This is a genomic window from Leclercia sp. W6 (genome assembly GCF_003336345.1).
Taxonomy (GTDB): domain Bacteria; phylum Pseudomonadota; class Gammaproteobacteria; order Enterobacterales; family Enterobacteriaceae; genus Enterobacter.
Map to the genome: position 1 here is coordinate 1,317,740 of NZ_CP031104.1, position 21,709 is coordinate 1,339,448.

Here is a 21,709-nt window from a genome sequence, read left to right on the forward strand (position 1 = left end):
GACCCTGCTGTCTGTCCCCCTGGGTTTCAATTTTTCAGCGAAAAATGTGTTAGGGTTCAGTTGACTATGGCGTCCTTCTGTTGACTGCAAGGTTGACCCATTTGTTACCAGGGGTATTATTTGTTCGTGTAAGTATTTTATTCTTGCTGCTTAGCAATGCGCCAAACAGCCGAACGATCACCTCCTACTCAGGTATTTCAACAGCAGATGCAGGCACAACACATTTTTCAGTTCTGGAAAGCGGTCGAGGCGCTCACGCCTCAGAAACTCGACAAAGATAATCCCGACGATCTGTTCCGGCCAGCCTATAAAGTTGCGCAAGGTGGCAATCTCCCCTGGCGCGATACCAGACACACCGATAAACCTCTTAAGGATGACAAAGTCTGGCTCTATACCGCGCAATGCGGTGTTTATGATGCCACGGCGCTTTCTCAGCAACTGGAAGAGAAGATTGGCGCGCATGATGATGTCGTTGAAGAGAGGGGACGAGTCAATAGTCGGCTTTTTGATATTAGCTTCAATGAGCAGGGCATACCGCTTTATCAGACATTTATGCTGTCGCTCTCCGCATGGGCTGCCGGTCAAATCCTGCACCATAAAGACGGCGTGGCGGCGCTTGAGAACAACGTTCCCGTAGATTTTTCCGACTTGCCTCCGCCAGGTGACACTCTCCCTCTTGTTGATAGTGGGTTCGCCGGTTTTGATGCCTTAACCCTGCGTCTTATGCAATGGATAGCCGATGAAGCCGCGCTTTTAGAGGCTAACGGGAACAGCCCGGATATCGACTGGATCCAGAAGCTGGTGGCGCTGGTGGTTGATAAAACGCTTTTCCCGCACTCAACCTTAGAATCTGAGTTTGTCTGTCTTGTGAAATGTATCCAGGTTAAGGCACCGAAGCCCGCCGGGGAGGAGCCAACACCGGATAACAAAGATAGAGAAAAGAAGGTTGATCCCGTACAGGATGGTTTATTAAACAGTTTTTATATCAGCGAGCTGCGTAATCTTGGCCGCGCCTGGCAGCAAAACGATGCAGGACCGGGATTCGTTGAGTATATGCGTGCTGTCTCTGAACCTGACAGAGCGCGTATCGACCTACGTTCACCCGAGGGTTTACGGCTCGCCTTTCAGCGGTTGCTTCCCACGCAACCCCCTGCGGGCGCCTGGCCTTCGCTTTATCCCCTGGCATTCAGCCAACAGTTAGCGGTTAACGAGATCTGGCGTCGCCACGCCGATCAAGCCGGTATCTTTGCCGTGAATGGTCCTCCCGGGACGGGGAAAACCACCTTATTGCGGGATGTGGTTGCCGCGGTGGTGACGCAACGGGCCGGGAGTTTGATTCGCCATGAAGATGAGGTCTTCGCGGGCAAAAATATGCTGATTCTTGGGGATGACAGATACCCTTACTATCCTCTGCATCCTGCAATAAAGGGGTCTTCGATTGTCGTTGCCTCCGCAAATAACGGCGCGGTGGAAAATATCTCGCTTGAACTGCCCGGCGCAGACGCCGTGCCGGAAAGCGTGCATGGTGAAAGTGATTATTTTGCCGATCTGGTTTCAGAACTGATCGGTAAGCCGGGTTGGGGTTTGCTGGCGGCCAGACTGGGCAACAAAGGCAACAGGAACACTTTTATGAAGGTGTTCTGGTGGAGAAAACCGGAAGAGAATAAGGATACGCCGTTATTACCTCCAGATACGTTCACGCCTCAGCGGGGAGAAGGGCTGGCTTATCATCTCAGACTGATAAAAGCCGGGAAAAGAAAACCGGCCATCTCCTGGGATAAGGCGAAATTGAATTTTAAACAGGCGCAGGAGCGGGAAGAGGCGATACGTAAGCAGCTGATCGACTACGCAACGTTGGATAAGCAGATCGATGAGATTCATCAGCGCATTCTGGAAAAGCGCGACGTCCGGACGCTGACGGCAGACCAACTGACTCAGGCTCAGGAGACGCAGGCGAAGATCCAGGTCGAAAAAATCGAGCATCAGGCCCTTTACGCTGAATGGAGCGGGCAGCTTGAGGCTGCCGGCAAGCGCCTGGAACAGCATGGTTCCCATAAGCCCACCTTCCTGGACTGGATCTCCACATGGGGACGCGCCCATCGTGAATGGCGGGAGCGTTATCATCGTTTAACCCAGGAGAGCGATCGCCTTCGCGCAAAGATGGGGATATACCAGACAGAACGGGATGCCCTCGAACGCAAAGAGAAGGAGGCAGAGAAGAGCGTTAGGGACCAGACGCGGCAGTTGCAGGAGATTGATCGTGCTCTGAGCGAGATGCACCTGGAGCTTATCTCAACGCAAGCGCGGTCAGAGCAGGCAAAATCGGCACTGGGTGATGTCTGGCCCGATCCCCATGCCAGCGATGAGGTGCGGGAGAAGTCCGCGCCCTGGGCGGACGACGCGTGGCAAAAAGCCAGACAGGCGTTGTTCCTGGCCGCCCTGGATGTTCACAGGGCCTTTATTGAGCATCATCCGGAGCCGTTCATCAGCAACATCAATCTGGTGAGTAACTGGCTACAAGGCAAGAATTTGTCCGAGGAGCAGGCTGAGCTGGCGCTTAATTCCCTGACGCTTGTCGTTCCCGTCATTTCAACGACCTTTGCTTCCGTCCCGCGCATGTTTAAACGGATTGGCAGGGAAGCGATTGGCTGGTTGCTTATCGATGAAGCGGGGCAGGCGTTACCCCAGCAGGCCGCAGGCGCCATCTGGCGTGCAGCCCGAACGGTTGTCGTAGGGGATCCAAAACAGCTGGAACCGGTTAGCGGGATCGCTAAAGTCGTGGAAGGGGCGCTGGCGCAGCATTATGGCGTTTCAGCGTGCTGGTGGCCGGGGATGGTGTCGGCGCAAATCCTGGCCGATCACACGATGGATCTGGGCACGCTTTTGCCTGACCCGGATAATGGGCAGGTCTGGGTTGGCTGTCCGCTTCGCGTTCATCGCCGCTGTGACGATCCGATGTTCACCGTCAGTAATGCGGTTGCTTATGACGGTCTCATGGTTCATGGGAAAAAGGCGGTATCCTTGCCCTTGCCGGAAAGTTGCTGGATTGATGTCGAAGGCAAGGCATGTGAAGGGAACTGGATTGCAGAGGAAGGTGAAGCGGTCAGAACGTTGTTATCGGGCCTGCGTGATAGTCATGGCGTAAAGCCAGACAATATTTTCCTGGTTTCACCGTTCAAAGATTGTGCGCAGAAGTTATCCCAACTGGCGTCTGAACTAGGGTTTGACACTCAAAAGACCGGCACAGTGCATACCACCCAGGGTAAAGAGGCCAGCATTGTGATATTTGTCCTTGGGGGAAATGTTCAGCGGCCCGGCGCCAAATCATGGGCGGCCAGCCGGCCTAATCTGCTTAATGTTGCAGTCAGCCGGGCGAAACAACGCTTGTACGTCATCGGTAATCGTGCGGAGTGGCAGAAACAGCGCTACTTCTCCACGCTGGCGAACGGTTTACCCGCTGAGTAAACGGAAAGAGGGCACATTTCGTGCCCTCTTATTACGTTTCGTGACACTGTCACCACTATGAAACAGAGTGGCGATACGCAGACTGGCGAACCTTCTCAACCGCCGCCTTTCCGGCGATAAACGCATGGTCCGAATTGTAGTATTCCCACTCGCTGTAACGTCCGGCCAGCGTGATGCCGTGCAGCAACAGCCATTTTCTGATCATCTCAACGTTCTCTTTACGCTGCTGGTCATAGATGACATAGGCGTAAGGGATATCGATTTGATTGCTGGTGAGGATCTCATCGGTTTCCGAGATGATCCCAACCTCGATGCACTCCTGAATACATCTGTCGATCAGCGCCTGGCCGTCAGCGGGCAGCGGTTTTTCCGGGGAGTAGCTTATCTCACAGGTGAGGCCGCACGCACCCGGCGGACTGCAGAACGGACTGGCGTTGCCCTGTACGAAAATACGGTGGAATACGGTTTTGCCAGCGTAATAAATCCAGTGTTTATCCGTCAGGGTGTCGCGATTAACGCCCAGATTGACGCAGCGGACGGAGACATGGCGCAGGCCTTTTGCGGCTTTACGAATTTCTGGCGGTACTTCGTCACCCATCAGACGGATAAGCTCCGGCAGCACCAGCGTGCTGATCATCTGCTCATAACGGTACTGCCTGCCGTCAGAGAGCACGACAATATGCTGATTGACGTAGATTTTGCTGACCTCGGCGCCGGTCTCAATGCGGCCCTTTATGTGCGGCACAAAGCCGGACATCAGCGCCTGAAAACCGCCTTTCAGGGGGTAGCCGAAACGCGCGTTGGGTCCCATAGGCTTCGCCGTTTCGCCCAGCGCACCTTCGATGATCTGGTCCAGATCGGGCAAGGGGACGCGTCCGCCCAGCCATGAGGTCTCCATCTCTGAGAGTGGCACCGTCCATAATTTTTTATTGTAGGGAATGGCAAAATGACGGGCGATCCCTTTGCCCCAGGTTTCATAGATGAAAGCTTCAAAACTGCCTTCCGGCGGTACGTTCTGGCCTGTGCTGGTGTAGTCCGGCACCGCGCCATCGGCACAGCAGTCATGATGATGGCGGCGATGCGTCTCGGCACTATTCCCACAGGTCGAGGCCATGCTTTTCACCTCTGACCCGGTACCGTAACGCGCCTCGATGGCACCCAAAATACACTCTTTGATCACCGGCGCCGGCAAGCCGTAAAGCGATCCCTGGAAGGGATAGCGGGTATAGACGCCGTCGGTATAGACCCAGGCCTCGCGGATCTGCCAGTGGATATTGTCACCCAGTAAGATGTTGTATAACGCCAGCACCTCTTCATCGGCGGAAAACATAATGTGTCCCGCGTAATCGAAGGTAAATCCTTTGTCCTGAACCGAGCGGCACAAGCCTCCCACCGTCTCATTACGCTCCAGTAAGGTTGCCCCTTCGCCAAAATGATAGGCTGCGCTCAGACCGGTTGGCCCGGCGCCCAGAATTAAGCATGGCTCTACTTCTGAACCCGTTCTGGCAGGGGGGATCAGGCGTAAAACTGCCTGAGGTGAGACATCCTCGCCTCCGGCATCCGTTGTCGCCGTCTCCTGCGCCTGATGACGAGAGAGCGCCTGCCCAATCAGCTCATGCATTTTTTGCACGGTTGTGTCCCAGGAGGTACTCGCGACGATGTTTTGCATGATCTGCCGCTGCGAAGCGCGCTCTTCCTCAGACAATGCCAGTGCCTCTTCGCAGGCCGCGACAAAGGCGGCATGATCCCTGGCGACCGCCACAATGTGGCCATAGGGTTTTTCAACATCGGCGATGGCGGTACTCACCACAGGAAGCTGCGCGGCCATGTACTCCAGTACTTTCGTCGGACTGATAAAGCGAGTGGATTCATTCAGCGCAAACGGCATCAGGCAGACGTCCCACCCGGCAAGGAAATGGGGCAGAGCCTGATAAGGCTGCATGCCAGGGTAATGGATATTGCTTCGTTGCGGCAGGGTAGACGGATCTATCTTCACGACCGGTCCAACCATCACGATTTGCCACTCCGGGTGCGCATCGGCAAGGGCGGCGATCAGCGACAAATCCATGCGTTCATCGATTACGCCGTAATAGCCCAGGCGCGGGTGCGGAATAGCGTCCTGCAGAGGATGGTGATTTGCCCGATCCAGCGCCTGTTCAAAATGCACCGCATCCACGCTACTGGCAAAGCAGTGAATGTTCGGGTGGCGTCCTTTTCTTGCCGCATACAGGCTTGGCCCGCCAGTAAAGACAATATCCGCCCGCGTCAGCAGGGCTGACTCTCGTTGCAGCAGCTGGCGGGGCGCTTTTTCAAAGGCGGCCAGTTCATCCATGCAGTCATACACCACAACGGCGGGGGCAAAGACCTTCAGCAGAGGGAGGGCCATCGGCGTGTAGAACCAGACGACCGGGGTTTCATCCTCTTCGCGTATCTCCGCCAGCAGTGTTTCCAACCAGGCGATCTGTCCGTCATGGAAACCCGGCTCTGTTGACGGCGTCTGCGGTTGGATGACCGTGACATTCGGCGCGGGTTGGGAAATCTTCAGCTCAGGTTTTCCAACGGAATGCAGCGGCTCTTCGATAAAGAAGATCTGGTAGTGCTGAGCAAGCCGTGTCATCAGATGTTGCGGGCGCTGAAAAACAAAATCCCAGCGCAGGTGACTAAAAACATAGATTTTTTTCATGCCTGATACCTCTGTGCTGGTGCAGGTAGTGACGCCAGTTAGTTGGTGAAAGTGTTCCAGCCGGGTCTGGACATGTTTAAGAGCCCGGGCGTAAACGGCATTCAGCTCTCGCTCTTTGTCGGGCCTCACATCCCATAAGCCAGAGTGATGCCAGTTTGCGTTATTCTCCCAGTCGGGGCGGTCGATAATCGGGTAAAGGCAAATGCCTGCAAGCTCTACGCCTGCCAGCTGCGCCTGAGCCACCTCTGAGACGACATCGTTAATCCAGGCGCCGCGCCCGCTACCCACATGGCTGGTTTCGGCAAGCAGAATAGGGCGGCGATAATGTTCCCAGGTCTCCTGCAACATTTCGTGCAATCGCCGTCGCCGACCGTCACCCAGGTGCCACGGCAGGCGCTGGTTATTGCCCATCATCCACTGATTGTCGTGGTAGTAATTGGCGCCTATCAGATCCAGATAGCGCGGATGGCCACCCAGCTCAGGCTCATGCCTGCCCGTCAGCATGTCCCACGCCTGAAACTGCGCGGTACGAAACGCTTCGGTTTGCTCAATGTTTGCAGGGGCGTCATCCGGAGAAATCAGATGGATTAACGGGTCGCAATGTAAAATTCGCGCTCTGGGATCGGCCGCCAGGATGGCGTCGCAGGCGGCTATGGCGGCCCGAACGAGTTGTCGCTTGACCAGCTCGCTTTGGCCCACGCCCGGAGGGGTAGTAGGAAACAATCCTTCCGCAATGCCCCAGGCGGTGAATGAGATTTCGTTGATGGGAGAGTAGACCGGCGGCTCCTCATACCAAGGGCGCAAAAACGCGGCCAGCGAGCCACACAGATGAGCGAAGCGAGAGACAAATTCCGGTGAGAAAAAATCGAGATTAGCGGGAAAGCCGTAATGACAGATCGTCCAGCAAATCTGGATACCGTTCTCTTTTGCCGACATCATTTTTTTTGCGACGGTGGTAAAGTCGTAACTGCCTGATTTATCAACAAGACGCCAGCCAACGCTCTCTCTTACCGTGTGCATGTTGAAGGGCATAAGCGCGCGGTAATCCTCGGCATACCGTACGTCATGCGCCGTTGCGTTATCCATTGAAAGGGGATGACCCGCCCGGGTGATAAAATCAGCGCCTTCGAATCCTGCCTGCCAGAATGACCTGAATATCGCCATATACATTGCTCCCTTATGGGCATTTTTAAATATACATAGCCAGTATGTTTAAATTTATTGGCCTTTTTTAATTACCCATGCCTATGGCGAAAAATACATTCGCGGAAAAGTTCGAGTATTATTTTTCGTAAAACATTCAACCATAACCATCCTCTCCAAATAATTTGCAACCAGCAAAACAGGGCAACAGGAATACCCCGGAGTTCACCCGTTATATGTTGACACCCTGGTCTTCAATGAGAAAAAATCACAGTCTTATTCATCAATGACAGCCTGACTTCCTGGCGCTACGCGGCGTTTTTCAGCAAGATCCGGCTTCGTCTGTTAAAAAGATGAATAAAATCATTGGTTGCTGGTGGTCCTTTTTTTATTGGATGCGTTTCGGTTAAACGATAATAATGCTTAACCGGGTCTTTAAATAACCATTCCCCGTTTCGTTAGTTTGCTGGACTGTCGTCTTCATGAAGTCTGTCTTTTTCTGGCACTTTTGTCTTAGAAGCAATGGCCTATTAATGATTGATTCAGATATTTAATTCCGATGGCTTCTCGCTCTTGAGAATATAAAGAATGGAGTATTAGTTTTCTCTCATGCCGGGATATTGTGAACACCTTTTAATAGTTACAACATACAATGTGCCTTCATAATCAAACGTACCTAAACATCGTGCCCTGAACAATCGCTTAACAGAAAAGTAGAGTGGGCTGCCCCTTTTTATCCCTTGTGGGGGATAAATTGAATTTAACCGCTATAGGGGTTATTTTTGTTTTATCCCCTACAGGGGATTTTTCTAAAATATCCTCTATGAGGGGTAAGCATGAAAGTAACAACGGCAGGTGCACTGGCACAGGCAGTCAGAGATCAGCGTAAGGTCAATAAGTTAACGCAATCGGAGACCGCTGAACAGGTTGGCATTAAACAAACTACGGTATCGGATTTCGAGAACAAACCTGAATCCACCAAGCTGGAAACCTTGTTCAAAATTCTCGCGGCGCTGGATCTGGAACTCCATGTGGTGAAAAGAGGGTCGACGCTGCCCGATAACCCCAGCTGGACAAAGGAGTGGTAAAAAGCGCAGATCCTGTTCTGGATGCTGGCCGCAATTGATGGTCACGGTAAGAATTTCAGTCTGTTTATCGAAGCGGACTCGCCCGGAGGCTGATGAAAGAGATGGCCGACCGCACGGATGAAGTAATCGCCACCGTCAGGGCGGAATTGCCGACGGATTTTCCAGAACAGATAAGCGGGGCGATTTTCCGCGGTCTGGCAAGCCAGGCGGCGAGAATAAGCCGCTTCGATTAAATCGGTACAAAAATTGGTAGGGTAGTAAACGCCATTTGCAATTGTTAATGATATTTATTTTCATTATCATTTTTCTTTACGTAAGCAACTGTAAAGAAAAATGACATGCATATTCCCTCTGCCCTAATACAGCAAACCCTGTGTGCCGTCGCCATTTCCCTGGCAATGCACTCTGGCGCTGCACTCGCTAAAACCTTTACCGAGAAAGATTTCGTCACCCAGCCACTTGGGCACGGCGTGTACGAGCTGGCCTACGATAAGGGTCAGCAGGCCCTTTATGCCGCGTCAGCACCTTCCTTTGATAAAGACAAAACGGACGGACTGGTCTTTAAGCTGGCGGCGCAGACGCTGCAAATTGAAGCGAAGATCCCCACGGAACGTCGCACATTTGCCGTCGCGCTGGACGAAGAAAATCATCGCCTTTATCTGGGTAATTCGCTGGAAGGGTCAGTCACGCTGCTCGATACCCGTACTGATAAAGCCATTAAAACAATTCAGCTGAGCGACACGTCAGATCCAGAAAATCGCGTGCACGTGCGTGAAGTGGTGCTGGATAAGAAGCATCAGCGTCTTTATGTCTCGGGGATAGGGCGTAAGGATAAAGGATTACTCTGGGTTGTGGATACCGAGAAGCAGGCACTGGCCCAAACCCTTGAAAAACTTGAGCCGGTCGGGTTTGCAGTAGATGAAGCGGGCGACAAAGTGTATGTCGTGTCGGGTGTCGGAGAGCTGATCGCGCTGGATGCTAAAACATCGAAGCTGCTCAGCCGCGTGAAGGTCGATCCTGCCGATCCGGAGCACTATTTCCTGAATATCGCGCTGAACAGTGCCAAAGGGGTGGGGTATATCGCCGACACCAACACCAAAGATGTGCTGGTTGTGCAGTTGGACACCGGCAAGCTGCTTCATCGTGTACCGACCCCTAATTCCGTTGGCGTGCTGTATAACCCGGCGCGTGAAGAGGTCTACGTCACCCATCGTAACGATCGCCAGATTAGCGTGATCGATGCAAACACTTATCACCTGAAACACACCATTAAAACCACGGCGATGCCAAACAGCCTGGTGCTGTCTGCCGATGCCAGCACGCTCTATGCCAGCGTCAAGCAGGATGAGAAAGCTCACAAAGCTGACTACGTGCTCAAGATTGATTTAACCCAGCTCTAAGGATCCTGTTGTGATAAAGCAGACACGCATGGCCGTGGCGGTTTCGCTCGCCCTGGCAAACCTTCCTGCGGCCGTTTTCGCCGCGGAATCCACCGCCGTTAACGAAGATGAGCTGGTCGTGACCGCGACCGGCTTCAGCCAGGAACGTCGCGAGGCACCAGCAACCATCTCGGAGGTGAATGAAAAGGAGCTGAACACCCGCTCTAACCAGAACGTCACCGAAGCCCTGCGCGAGATGCCGGGTCTCTTGGTGGGTAACGGCCACGGCAGCCTGGCGACTGGCGATGTCCAGATGCGCGGGATGGACTCCACCTATACCTCCTACATGGTGAACGGCATCAAACAGGCCACCCGCGAATCCCGCCCGTACGGCCACCATATCGGTACCGAGGCCGCCTTTATGCCACCGCTGGCCGCCATCGAGCGCATCGAAGTGATCCGCGGGCCGATGTCCTCGCTGTATGGCTCTGACGCCATCGGCGGCGTGGTCAACGTCATCACTAAAAAAGCGTACAACCTGGAGAAGTGGACCGGCGTCATGGAGGATAACTACTTCCTGCAGGAGAAGAGCGAGTACGGCAACACCAACCAGACCAATGCCTTTGTGATGGGCCCGGTGATCCCCGGTAAACTGGGGGTGAGCGTGGCCGCGGATTATCTCGACCGTCGCGACGATGACAGCGTCAACGACGAACGTTTTGTGAAGCATCAGTCCGGCAACCTGGACGCGACGATCGCCCTGTCGCCAACGGAGACCCAACTATGGGATCTGAACGCTACGAAAGGCAATCAGGAGAAAACGCATAACGATAAACAGTGGTACTGGGGCTTCGACCGCGACGCGGCTTCGCTGTCGCAGCACGCCTGGTATGGCGATATACTGGAGGTGAAGAACTTCGTCAGCTACGAGAAAGCGAAAACCGAGTACCGCGTGCCGGGAATGGCATCACAGTTTATTACCCAGAAAAACTACGAGGCGAACAGCGCCAACACCTTTACCCTCGACGACCACAAGCTGACGCTGGGCATCAACTTTACCCGCAATGAGCTGGACGATGAGTTCGGCATAAAAGATAAAGAGGCGCCGGGCGTAACGCCGGTGAGCGAAATATCGCGCAACGGCTGGGCGGTATTCGCCGAAGATGCATGGATGATCGTCCCGGATTTCACCTTAACGACCTCGGCGCGTCTGGATCACGACAGCTACTTTGGTTATCACGTCACGCCTAAGCTTTACGGCAACTGGACCCTTGATGAAAACTGGGCGCTGAAGGGGGGTGTGTCGGCGGGCTATAAAAAACCGGATCTGCGCCAGAATAATGCCGGCTTTACCAGCGTGTATGGGGCTTATCCTTATTCGGAAATAGGCATCGGTAATGACGATCTCAAACCGGAGGAGAGCGTCAACACCGAGCTTGGCGTCTACTGGCAGCAGGATGCGCTGGCGCTGGACGCGACCGTCTTCTACACCAAATTCAAGGACAAAATCAGCGACCGGGTCATTTGTACCGCGTCGGCTTCGCAGCAGTGTACATATAATGGTTACGTAGCTGACTCTGTCTTCCAGTATTTCAACGTCAGCGATGCCGAAATCTACGGCGTGGAGCTGAACGGCGACTGGCAGGTCACCTCATCGTTGAGAGCCAATGCCAACTATACCTGGACTCACAGCGAACAGCAGAGCGGCGAGTATAAAGGTTACGCCCTGAGTGACTTCCCGGAAAGCATGGCTAACGTCTCTCTGACATGGAATGCGCTAAACGACCTGGCGTTATGGAGCAAAGCGAGCTGGCGCAGCACCTCACCGGACATCGGCAATTCCAGCGAAACAGAAGCCTACGCGCTGGTCGATTTAGGCGCGCGTTACCATCTGAACAAAAACGTTACACTCATGACCGGCATCTATAACCTGTTTGACGCAAACCCGCTTTACCGCACCTCGTACAACCAGTCTTCGATGCTGGAAGGCCGCCGCTATAACTTCGGCGCCCGTATCGAATTCTGATCCTTACTGCCGGAGCCGTCGTGCTCCGGCTTCTGCAATTGTTATTCCTCGTTTTTCTGCCACAGAAAGTGATTATCAAACCCGCCGACATGTGATACTTAGATTGGGAGACAACAAACCAGGATAACGAAAGATGTCGCAGAACAAAATTGCCCACAAAGTACAAAACCTCCAGTCATCGGCGATCAGAGAACTATTAAAACACAGCAAGATGGAAGGGGTGATTTCACTCGGCGGGGGCATTCCCAATCCGGATCTTTTCGATCGCGAAGGGCTGGAAATGGCAATGGAAAAGGTGCTCTCCAGCACCTGGAAGGAGGCTTTTCAGTACGGTCTGAGCGAAGGTAGCCCGGAGCTGCGCGGCGAAATCTGCCAGCTGTTGAGCGGCAGGGGGATCCGCTGCGGTATCGACGAGGTTGTCGTCACATCCGGCTCCCAGCAGTCACTGGATATTCTGGCCCGCGCGCTGATCAACCCTGGCGACATTGTTGTCGTTGAACGTCCAACCTATCTCGCGGCCCTGCAGGTTCTGCAGCTAGCCGAGGCTAACCTGATGTCGGTGGGTACCGACGGCGAAGGGATGATCGTTGATGAGCTCGAAGCGCTGGTTAAGACCACGCCGATCAAAGCGGTCTACATCGTACCGACGTTTGGCAACCCAGGCGGCGTAACGCTGACAGAGCAGCGCCGCAAGCAGTTGGTGGAGTTAGCGCAGCGCTACGATTTTGTGATTATAGAAGACGATCCCTACGGCGAAATTAATTTTACCGACAACACCTTCACGCCATTAAAAGCCTGGGCGGCAGAGATGGGGTGCAGCGATAACGTGATTTACACCTCGACCTTTTCAAAAATCCTCGCGCCGGGGGCAAGGGTAGGCTGGTTAGTGCTGCCGGACTGGGTGAAGCGTCAGGTGGTGATCCTCAAGCAAGCCACCGATTTACACACCAGCACATTGTCGCAGTCACTCACTTATCACTATCTCACCACGGGACGACTGGCGGGACAAATCGCGCTGATCCGTGACGCCTATAAACACAAATGCGAGATCCTCTGCCAGGCGGTGGAGCGCGACCTTGGCGATCACCTGACGTTCCACAAACCGATGGGTGGCATGTTCCTGTGGGCGAAATTTAAATATGAGATGAATACTACCGAGTGGCTGAAAAAGACCCTCAACAACGGCGTGGTCTACGTGCCAGGGGAGTTCTTCTACTGTAACGAGCCGGATCACAACACGCTGCGCATGTCCTACGTCAGCGTCACGGATGAAAATCTGCAAGAGGCGGTCGCACGGTTAAAAGCCTCCTTATAAGGGGCGCTGAAATAAAACGGGTGGCGAAGGCCACCCGAATCATTGACTTAGCTGCGGATAAAATCGAGTAAGTCTTTGTTGATCGTATCAGGGTGCGTGGTGTGCATCCCGTGAGGATAGCCTGGATAAACTTTCAGCGTGCTGTTGCTGATAAGTTCATCCTGAAGCAGGCTGGCATTCTTATAAGGCACCACCTGATCGTCATCACCCTGCAAAATAAGCACCGGCACGGTGATCGCTTTCAGATCGTGGGTCTGGTCCGTCTCTGAAAACGCTTTAATGCCTTCATAGTGCGCTTTCGCGCTGCCAATCATCCCTTGCCGCCACCAGTTCTGAATAGTTCCCTGAGATATTTCAGCCCCCGTTCGGTTGAAGCCGTAGAAGGGGCCCGTCGCCACGTCGAGATAAAATTGCGCCCGATTTGCGGCCAGCGCTTTACGGAATCCATCAAAAACCTCCAGAGGTGTGCCGCCTGGATTTTCCGGTGTTTTCACCATTAATGGCGGTACGGCGCTGATTAAAACCGCTTTCGCCACGCGACCCTGCGGTTGACCGTATTTCGCTACATAGCGTGCAACCTGTCCGCCGCCGGTGGAGTGACCAACATGGATAACGTTACGCAGATCCAGATGTTCCACAACGGCAGACACATCGGCGGCGTAATGATCCATATCGTGTCCATCGCTGACCTGACTTGAGCGGCCATGACCACGACGGTCAGAGGCAATAACGCGGAAACCTTCAGCTAAAAAGAACAACAGCTGGTTATCCCAGTCGTCAGCGCTTAATGGCCAGCCGTGGTGGAAGAAAATGGGCTGTGCATCTTTAGGACCCCAATCTTTATAGAAGATACTGACATCATCGTTGGTGGTAACAAATGACATGATAGACCTCTCGGGGAATAAAAGAACCTGAGTGAAGTGGGCTGCGTCCGCAGTTAAAGACGTACAGCCGCTAAGAAGTCTAGTTGAGAAGATTAACGATTGCTTCCTCCTAACGAAAGCGCATGCGTTCTGCGCAGTCGGCTGAGGCTAAACAACACTGAAGCGACAGACGCAGCGACAGCGACCCACAGGGCGAAGTGGACAGCCCGTTCATTCAACGTCTGGCCGGTTTCCGGGGATATCAGAGCCAGAAGGATACCAACAACAGCGGCGCCCAGGCACTGCCCGAAAGTTCGGGCAATGGATAATACCCCGGATGCATAGCTTGCCTGTTCGCGGGCAACATTCGACAACATTTCCCGGTTGTTAGGACTCTGAAAACATCCAAATCCGATGCCGCAAACCAGGCTACGCAGGCCGATATCCCATACGGAAGGCGAGGCGGGCAGCATCGCCAGCAGGATCAACCCCACCACAAAGATGGCCAGCCCAACAGTGGAGATTAGCGGCGCAGAAACCGTGTCTGCCCAGCGGCCGGCATGGGGTGCGATGAGTACAATACCTATCGGCCAGGGCACAAACAACAGCGCGGATACAACAGGGCTGTAGCCATATACGCTCTGAAACAGGAAAGGCAACGCAACAAAGGTGATCCCCTGGCTGACAAAAGAGGCCAGTGACGTTAATGTCGCGAGGGTGAAACGTCCGTTCTTGAATATGACGGGCGGCAGTATGGGTGCCCGGGCGCGGCGGATATGCCAGATAAACAGCATCGTGCTGAACAGGGCGAGGAGTCCCCAGCAGACCGCCGCCAGGTGAAGGCTGTTCGCCGCCATAATCATTGCCCCCAAAAGGGTCGCTGACAGTACCGCGCCAGGGAGATCAAACGCCGTTTTGCCGGACGTTGATTTTCCGGGTAACGCCCTGAAAGCCAGCAACAGGGCTAAGGTTCCCGGAAGAATGTTAATGACAAACAACCATTGCCAGCTCAGGGTATCCAGTATTGTGCCGCCCAGCACCGGGCCAATGGCGGTGCTGGATGCAATAAGCAGGGCATGCAGACCCAGCACGCGGCCAAGCAGGCGTCCCGGAAAAACGCTGCGCAGGATCGCCGGAGCAATACTTAACGTCGCCGCACCGCCGATCCCCTGCAGGATACGCATTGCCACAAGCATTTCAGGGGTAGTTGCCACTGCGCAGCCCAGTGAAGTCAGCGTAAAGGTGGTGAGCCCCGCAAGAAATATGGGGCGAGTGCCAAAGATCGTCGCGAGCGAGGCGAAGATCATCAGCGTCATGGCCGCAGAGAGCAGGTAACCGTTAGCGAACCAGACCGCGTAGCTTGCAGGCACCCGCATCGCTTGCGCCATAGAGGGAAGGGCAATGTTGATCATGGTGCCATCAAATACCCCCATCAGGGTGGTCACCATTACGGCGATCATCACCCGGGCGCGCTCCGGGCCAGGCAGCCCGTCATCACCGGGTTGGTTTGAAAATAGCATCATCATCTGAACTCCTGAATATGGTTTTGATGACGAAACTATAAGTACGAGGTATATAAGGCGGAAGACGCATGGTTTACACTTAATCATTGCACCGAACGCCTTATCTGAGGTTTATCATGTCCGATCCCGATTTTAACCTGTTGTTCGCACTCGACATTCTGCTGGCAGAAGCGAGCGTGGCCGGTGCTGCACGGCGCTTAAACCTAAGTGCATCCGCCATGAGCCGCACGCTCAACAGGCTGCGTGAGGTGACGGGCGATCCGATTCTGGTGCGAGCCGGACGAAATATGGTGCTGACCCCCTGGGCTGAAGCCTCCCGGGATCGCGCCAGAAATGCGGTGCAGGAGGCGAGGGCAGTGTTACAGCCGTCAATGGAGACGCTCAGGCTGGAAAGTCTGGCGCGGATTTTTACCATCCGGGCCAACGATGGGTTTGTCGTCGCGTTTGGCCCGGCGCTGATTGCCGCTGTGGCTGAGGCAGCCCCGGACGTCTGTATCCGTTTCGCGCCCAAGCCGGAAAAAACGTCACGTTATCTGCGTGAGGGTCTGGTCGATCTGGAAATTGGCGTCCAGAGCAATATGGGCCCGGAAATTCGCCTGCAGCGACTTTTTCAGGACCGATTTGTCGGTGCCGTTCGTAAGACGCATCCGCTGGCATCGTTACCGGAAATCAGCGTAAAGGATTATGTCGCCTGGGGCCATGTGGTGGCCGCGCCGAATGGATCATTACATGGGTTTGTGGATGATGCACTGGCGGAGTCAGGTTTGTCGCGTAAGGTGGCAAGCGTGGTGCCTGGCTTTCCGACGGCGTTGTCCGTGGCGCTGGCATCGGATCTTATCGCCATGGTTCCGGCGTTGTATTTGCAAAACCCGCAGATGACGGAGCAGCTGCATGTATTCGAACTGCCGTTTAAGACCCGCGCCATCACGGTGTCGCAAATGTGGCATCCGAGAATGGAAAGGGATCCCGGTCATCGATGGCTGAGAGAAAAAGTGCTTGAGGTGTGTCGGAGTGTACGGTGATGAATGAGAAGCTGAGGCGAGGGGATAAAGCTGGGCGCGTAATACGAGGCCCGGTACTGGTACCAGGGAGGCTGCGTTGCTGCCACAGATCGCATTTAACATAATATACATTATGCGCACCAAGGTAATACCTGCAATATTATAAAGAACTGAGCCGGACCAACCACAACCTACAGTCAGTTGTTGAAAAACGCATGCGCCGTCGTGATGCTGCTCTCCAGCTTACTCTGACCGAACGTCAGACGCTGTGTCTGATGGATTGATGGTTCTCCACATGACTGGTTTGAAGTTTGAAGGTCAAGCGCCGAAATACTGCTTGCTCGTCTTTATTGATGACGCGACTGGTCGCCTGATGCACCTCCGCTTTGGTGAGACTGAATCAGCCTTTGATTACATGATGGCCACCCGTGAGTATCTCGAGCAACACGGCAAGCCCCTTGCGTTCTCCAGCGACAAGAAAGCCCAAAATCCTGTCAGGAACGCGACAGCCCTTCACATCACGCCTCAACGTTATCATGGGTCAAGCCTAGCCTCCTTTCAGACTCAGTTATGTTCCAATGAGTGATATTTCCATTTTGTCACTTCTGAAATATCAATAAAGTGTCTTGTCCAGACAGAATGAGAGTCTTACTATTACATTCATTCCAGTGCGTAACCAAATAAACTTAACTCGATCAGTGTTTATTAATTTAAACATTTCTGATCTATTTTAATTATTTTTCCGCGACAAGAATCTTTCGTGAATATTTTGTGGCGAAATGGAAATTTAACTCACTGAAGTTGTTGAAGAGAGAATTGTTATGAACACCAGAGGTCTCATCCTTATTATCATCGGCGCGATGTTTGAGTGCGCCTGGGCATTCGGTCTTAAGCATGCCCAGGGTCCATTTGAAATATTTCTGACCATGGTTTGCGTGGTGGCCAGCTTCGGCATATTCATGCTGTCATTCAAATATGTCAGGGCAAGTATCGCGTATGTAGTTTATACCGGTCTCGGTACCCTATTTGTGGTACTGGTAGAAATGACCCACACCCTGTCTCACGGAGGTCAGCCAGAAATCCTCCGTATCGTATTCGTGGTCACCCTGATGCTGGGCATCATTGGTGTTAAAGGAGCAAGATCATGATTTCCTGGCTCATTCTGTTTGTTGCCGGCTGCTTCGAGGTTGCGGGTATTTCCACCCTGAATGGCTATGCCAATGCCGGAACCGCTCGCCGTAAGGTCACGTTCCTTCTGGCCACTATTGTACTCTTTGCCATTGCGCTCAGCTCGTTGAGTATCTCCATGCGCGAGATTCCCCTTTCCGTGGCCTATGCCATCTTTACGGGGGTGGGTACCATCGGTGCCGTTGCGGTAGGCGTATTGATTAACGGAGATAAAATTCGTCTGCTCAAGGGGGCAAGTATCTTTCTTATTATCTTTAGTGCGATCATGCTGAAGCTGGTTTAATTCCATATTCTCTCTTTCAGACAGTATCCTGAATGAAAGAGAGAAACCTTTCTGACAGTTATTAGTTTCCGGTAAAATAATTCACCATAAAATCCGTAAAGGCTTTGAGTCTGGGGAGCACATATTTATTCGTGGGCCAGACCAGATTGATTTCATAGATTTGTTCGACAATATTTCCCAGCACAATTTTCAGCTCACCTGATTCAATATATTTTTCCGTGAGCAGCCCCGGCATAAAAGCAATACCTTTGCCGTCAAGTGCCAGCCCAAGGCGAATGTCCGTACTGTTGCAGACGAGAGAAGGGATAACATTCTGCACGCCGGATGCTGAATTCAGAAGTGGCCAGGGCTCCGTGCGCCCACTTGAGGGATAGCGGTATTGAATACAGGTATGGGAATTGAGATCCTCCACGCAGGCAGGAATCCCGTATCGCCTGAGGTAATCTGGTGATGCCACCAGATTCATGGCACAGTTACCGAGCGAGCGGGCCGTGAGGCGGGAGTCTGACAACTGGCCGACGCGTATTACCGCATCGAATCCCTCATCCACCACATCAACCAGTCTGTCGCTAAGATCTACCTCAAGAGTTACTGCCGGATATTGCGCCATAAAACGGCTGATCACCGGCAGGAAAAAGGACGGTATATAAGGCATACTCACTCGAAGCTTGCCTTTAGGCTCGCCTGATACAGACGAAAGCTCCTCCTTCGCTGCTGTCAGTTCATTAAGTATTACCCGGCTACGCTCAAGAAACATTTTACCTTCTTGCGTCAGGCTTAAACCACGCGTGTTACGGTTAAGTAGGCGCGTACCCAGCTCCTCTTCTGTTTTGCTGACGAGCTTACTTACAGCAGAGGGGGAAATATTCAGCTCGCGCGCCGCGGCCGCGAAGCTGCCCAGGTCAGCAATTTTCACGAACGCCTCAATACCGTCTACCAGGTTCATCATCTTCTCCTGTAAATAGGTGTAGCAGTTCTGCCATCTTACCCCGTACTGACATTCCATTTCGTCACGACTGAATTACCGAAACCGGCAATTGTCCAATACGCGTCCCGGGACTAACCTTGAAGTTCTTTTCTCATGCCGTCTGTCCGGCCCTTTTCAGTCAGAGCGGAGCTCTTACGTGAAAGGCGAAACTAATAATATCGACAGACTGACGCATTATCAGGGGAACTAATGTCATCAGAAAAACCATCACAAAGCATAAATGTACAGCCTGAGGATATCCGTACCGGCGTCACTGTACACGGAGCCAGGACGCATAACCTCCGGGACGTTTCCTTCACCTTTCCCCGTGATGCCATGGTGGTTTTTACCGGGATATCCGGATCGGGTAAATCCTCCCTGGCGTTCGACACACTCTACGCCGAGGCTCAGCGGCGGTTTATGGAATCTGTTGCGCCGCATGCGCGGCGCCTGATTGAGCAGGCTTCGGCACCGGACGTGGACGGCATAGACGGGCTGCCGCCCGCCGTAGCCCTGCAGCAGAGCCGGGCCGGCGCGCAGGAACGCTCAACGGTTGGCAGCCTGACGCGGATCTCCGTCACCCTCAGGCTGCTTTTTTCCCGTGCTGGCATCCATCCCACCGACATCCCGTTCCTGCCGGCAGAAGCCTTCTCGCCCAATAATCCTCAGGGCGCCTGCCCTGCCTGTCAGGGCATGGGCATGGTGCATGAAGTGAAGTCCGACGCGCTTGTTCCTGACGGGTCGCTTAGCATCCGCGAAGGGGCGATAGCCTCCTGGCCCAACGGCTGGCAGGCAAAAAACCTGCGCTCAATTCTTGACTCGCTGGGCTACGACATCGATGCCCCGTGGAATACGCTGTCTGAAAAAGATCGGGAATGGATCCTCTTCACCAACGAACAGCCGTCAGTGCCGATTTTTATGGGGCTAAATGCGGAGCAGCGCCAGGAGGCGATCGCGGCAGGCACCGAGCCCGCCTATACCGGTACCTATACCAGTGCCAGAAAATATCTTCTGCAAAGCTATTCGGGCGGTAAGGAGTCAGTGAAAAAACGCCTCACCCGCTTCATCACCGTGGCGCCGTGCAATGAATGCCATGGCAAGCGGCTTAACCGCAATGCTCTGGCCTACACCTTTGCGGGCCACGACATTGCCGAAATGGGTGAGCTGACGATAACGCAGTTAAAGGGGTTGTTTTTACCCTTTGCCGAAGGCCATTCGCCGCATATGCCTGGCGAAGCCGCGCTGCGGGAGGCCGTCATCAGGATGACGACCGATATCTGCGGCCGCCTCGACCAGCTCGAAAGGCTAGGCCTCGGCCACCTCTCTCTCGGTCGGCGGACTACCATGCTCTCGTCCGGCGAGCTGCAGCGTATCCGACTGGCCACGCAGCTTATCTCCCGCCTGTTTGGCGTGATCTACGTGCTCGACGAGCCGGCAGCCGGTCTGCATCCGGTAGATGTTCGCGCCCTCCTCCAGTCCCTGCGCCTGCTTCTGGAGGCTGGCAACTCGCTGGTTATTGTCGAACATAATCTGGACGTTATCGCCGAAGCCGACTGGCTCACGGAGGTGGGGCCCGGTCCCGGGCACTTGGGCGGTGAGATCGTTTATAACGGCGCGCCATCCGGTCTGGCACGGGTTTCCCGCTCACCTACCGCAGGCTACCTCTTCGACAAACACCGTCCGGGCCTGCGCCGGCGTGGACTTCCCGATCGCTGGCTGGAGCTTGAGCAAATCACCTGCAATAACATTCACGGGCTGGATCTCCGCATCCCTCTTGAACGGATGACCGCCATCACCGGCGTATCCGGCTCGGGCAAGTCCACGCTTCTGGGCCGGGTGCTCCCGGCGCTGCTTCAGCGACTCGACAAAACCCCTGAGGATGAGGAGTCAGAGGAAGACAGCCTGGTTCCGGAGGTACAGGGTAAGATCACGGCTGGCGGGACTACTCTGAAACGTCTGGTCCGCATCGACCAGAAACCCATCGGGCGCACGCCGCGCTCTAACCTGGCGACCTATACCGGCTTCTTTGATACCGTGCGCAAGCTATTTGCCGATACCGACGAAGCCAAAAAGCGAAGTTTTGACGCCAGCCGCTTTTCCTTTAACCTGCCCGCCGGCCGCTGCCCCGCCTGCGACGGACAGGGACAGATCACTATCGAACTGATGTTTATGCCCCAGGCAAGCGCGCCCTGCTCCGCCTGCGGCGGACGGCGCTACAATGAGGATACGCTCCAGGTCCGCTGGCATAACAGAACGATAGCGGACGTGCTGGATCTCACCGTAGACGAAGCCGTTGAGGTGTTCAGACATAATGACACCATCCAGCGCTCCCTGGCCGCGCTTGCCTCGCTCGGTCTCGGCTACCTGAAACTGGGGCAGCCCGCCACCGAACTATCCGGGGGCGAATGCCAGCGCATTAAGCTCGCCTGGGAATTGCAACGCGTACAGCGGGGTAAAACACTCTATCTGCTTGACGAGCCCTCCACGGGGCTGCATCCGGCGGATATGGACAAGCTGATGCGGGTCCTCGACAGTCTGGTTCAGCGCGGCGATACGGTGGTCATGGCGGAGCACGATATGCGCATTGCCGCAGAAGCCGACTGGGTTCTCGATCTCGGTCCCGGGTCGGGCGAAAACGGCGGACGTATCATTGCGGCCGGCACGCCGGAAGAGGTCAGCCGCAGTAAGAAAAGCCTCACCGCGCCCTGGCTTGCGGCCAGGCTAAAAAAAAGGAATGGCGATCCTGACGAGTAACGCCGGTCAGGTTTAGTGATGGTTTCGGAGG

14 protein-coding genes and 1 pseudogene are annotated in these 21,709 nt (G+C 54.2%); 11 read left to right on the forward strand and 4 right to left on the reverse strand.

Annotated elements, in window-relative coordinates:
• Nucleotides 1-207: 207 nt before the first annotated feature.
• Nucleotides 208-3,465 (forward strand): DEAD/DEAH box helicase, encoded by a 3,258-nt coding sequence (locus tag DVA43_RS06395; RefSeq protein ID WP_168194645.1) that lies wholly within the window; start codon nt 208-210, stop codon nt 3,463-3,465.
• Nucleotides 3,466-3,520: 55 nt separating this feature from the next.
• Here DVA43_RS06395 and DVA43_RS06400 read toward each other — a convergent pair whose 3' ends face one another.
• Entirely contained in the window at nt 3,521-7,312 is a 3,792-nt protein-coding gene (locus tag DVA43_RS06400; protein ID WP_114317089.1) for an NAD(P)-binding protein, read from the reverse strand.
• An 815-nt stretch (nt 7,313-8,127) separates the two neighbouring features.
• Between DVA43_RS06400 and DVA43_RS06405 the strand changes: the two genes are divergently transcribed.
• The 5 genes from DVA43_RS06405 to DVA43_RS06420 all read left to right on the forward strand — a co-directional run bounded on the left by DVA43_RS06405 (nt 8,128) and on the right by DVA43_RS06420 (nt 13,099).
• Nucleotides 8,128-8,379, forward strand: a complete 252-nt coding sequence (locus DVA43_RS06405; protein ID WP_103824398.1) for a helix-turn-helix domain-containing protein — start codon at nt 8,128-8,130, stop codon at nt 8,377-8,379.
• A gap of 92 nt (nt 8,380-8,471) precedes the next feature.
• A complete protein-coding gene (locus tag DVA43_RS24465) occupies nt 8,472-8,612 on the forward strand; it encodes a type II toxin-antitoxin system HipA family toxin (protein WP_147271012.1) in 141 nt (46 codons plus the stop codon).
• Between the two features lie 105 nt (nt 8,613-8,717).
• Nucleotides 8,718-9,779 carry a YncE family protein gene (locus tag DVA43_RS06410; protein ID WP_114314967.1) on the forward strand — a complete coding sequence of 354 codons (1,062 nt, stop codon included), beginning with the start codon at nt 8,718-8,720 and terminating at the stop codon, nt 9,777-9,779.
• A gap of 10 nt (nt 9,780-9,789) precedes the next feature.
• Complete coding sequence (locus DVA43_RS06415; protein WP_114314968.1) at nt 9,790-11,784, forward strand: TonB-dependent receptor domain-containing protein; 1,995 nt, start codon at nt 9,790-9,792, stop codon at nt 11,782-11,784.
• A 133-nt stretch (nt 11,785-11,917) separates the two neighbouring features.
• The gene (locus DVA43_RS06420) at nt 11,918-13,099 is read left to right on the forward strand and encodes a PLP-dependent aminotransferase family protein (protein ID WP_114314969.1); all 1,182 of its coding nucleotides are present in this window, start codon (nt 11,918-11,920) and stop codon (nt 13,097-13,099) included.
• 47 nt (nt 13,100-13,146) lie between these two features.
• On the opposite strand, the gene DVA43_RS06425 is transcribed toward DVA43_RS06420, so the two are convergent.
• Complete coding sequence (locus DVA43_RS06425; RefSeq protein WP_114314970.1) at nt 13,147-13,983, reverse strand: alpha/beta fold hydrolase; 837 nt, start codon at nt 13,981-13,983, stop codon at nt 13,147-13,149.
• Nucleotides 13,984-14,075: 92 nt separating this feature from the next.
• Nucleotides 14,076-15,485, reverse strand: a complete 1,410-nt coding sequence (locus DVA43_RS06430; protein ID WP_246842309.1) for an MFS transporter — start codon at nt 15,483-15,485, stop codon at nt 14,076-14,078.
• 116 nt (nt 15,486-15,601) lie between these two features.
• On the opposite strand from DVA43_RS06430, the gene DVA43_RS06435 reads away from it, so the two are divergent.
• From DVA43_RS06435 to DVA43_RS06450, 4 genes and pseudogenes are all read left to right on the forward strand, one after another.
• Nucleotides 15,602-16,507, forward strand: coding sequence for a LysR family transcriptional regulator (locus DVA43_RS06435; RefSeq protein WP_114314972.1), 906 nt, complete (start codon nt 15,602-15,604; stop codon nt 16,505-16,507).
• 258 nt (nt 16,508-16,765) lie between these two features.
• Nucleotides 16,766-16,964 (forward strand): annotated as a pseudogene (locus DVA43_RS06440) (ISNCY family transposase); the annotation flags it as partial.
• Between the two features lie 343 nt (nt 16,965-17,307).
• The gene (locus DVA43_RS06445; protein ID WP_114314973.1) at nt 17,308-17,634 is read left to right on the forward strand and encodes a multidrug efflux SMR transporter; all 327 of its coding nucleotides are present in this window, start codon (nt 17,308-17,310) and stop codon (nt 17,632-17,634) included.
• Nucleotides 17,631-17,957, forward strand: coding sequence for a multidrug efflux SMR transporter (locus DVA43_RS06450; protein ID WP_114314974.1), 327 nt, complete (start codon nt 17,631-17,633; stop codon nt 17,955-17,957). The genes DVA43_RS06445 and DVA43_RS06450 overlap by 4 nt, the downstream gene beginning before the upstream one ends.
• 61 nt (nt 17,958-18,018) lie before the next feature.
• Here DVA43_RS06450 and DVA43_RS06455 read toward each other — a convergent pair whose 3' ends face one another.
• Nucleotides 18,019-18,906: a LysR family transcriptional regulator gene (locus DVA43_RS06455; protein WP_246842278.1), complete on the reverse strand. Its 888-nt coding sequence runs from the start codon at nt 18,904-18,906 to the stop codon at nt 18,019-18,021.
• 228 nt (nt 18,907-19,134) lie between these two features.
• Between DVA43_RS06455 and DVA43_RS06460 the strand changes: the two genes are divergently transcribed.
• Complete coding sequence (locus DVA43_RS06460; RefSeq protein WP_168194646.1) at nt 19,135-21,678, forward strand: excinuclease ABC subunit UvrA; 2,544 nt, start codon at nt 19,135-19,137, stop codon at nt 21,676-21,678.
• Nucleotides 21,679-21,709: the final 31 nt, after the last annotated feature.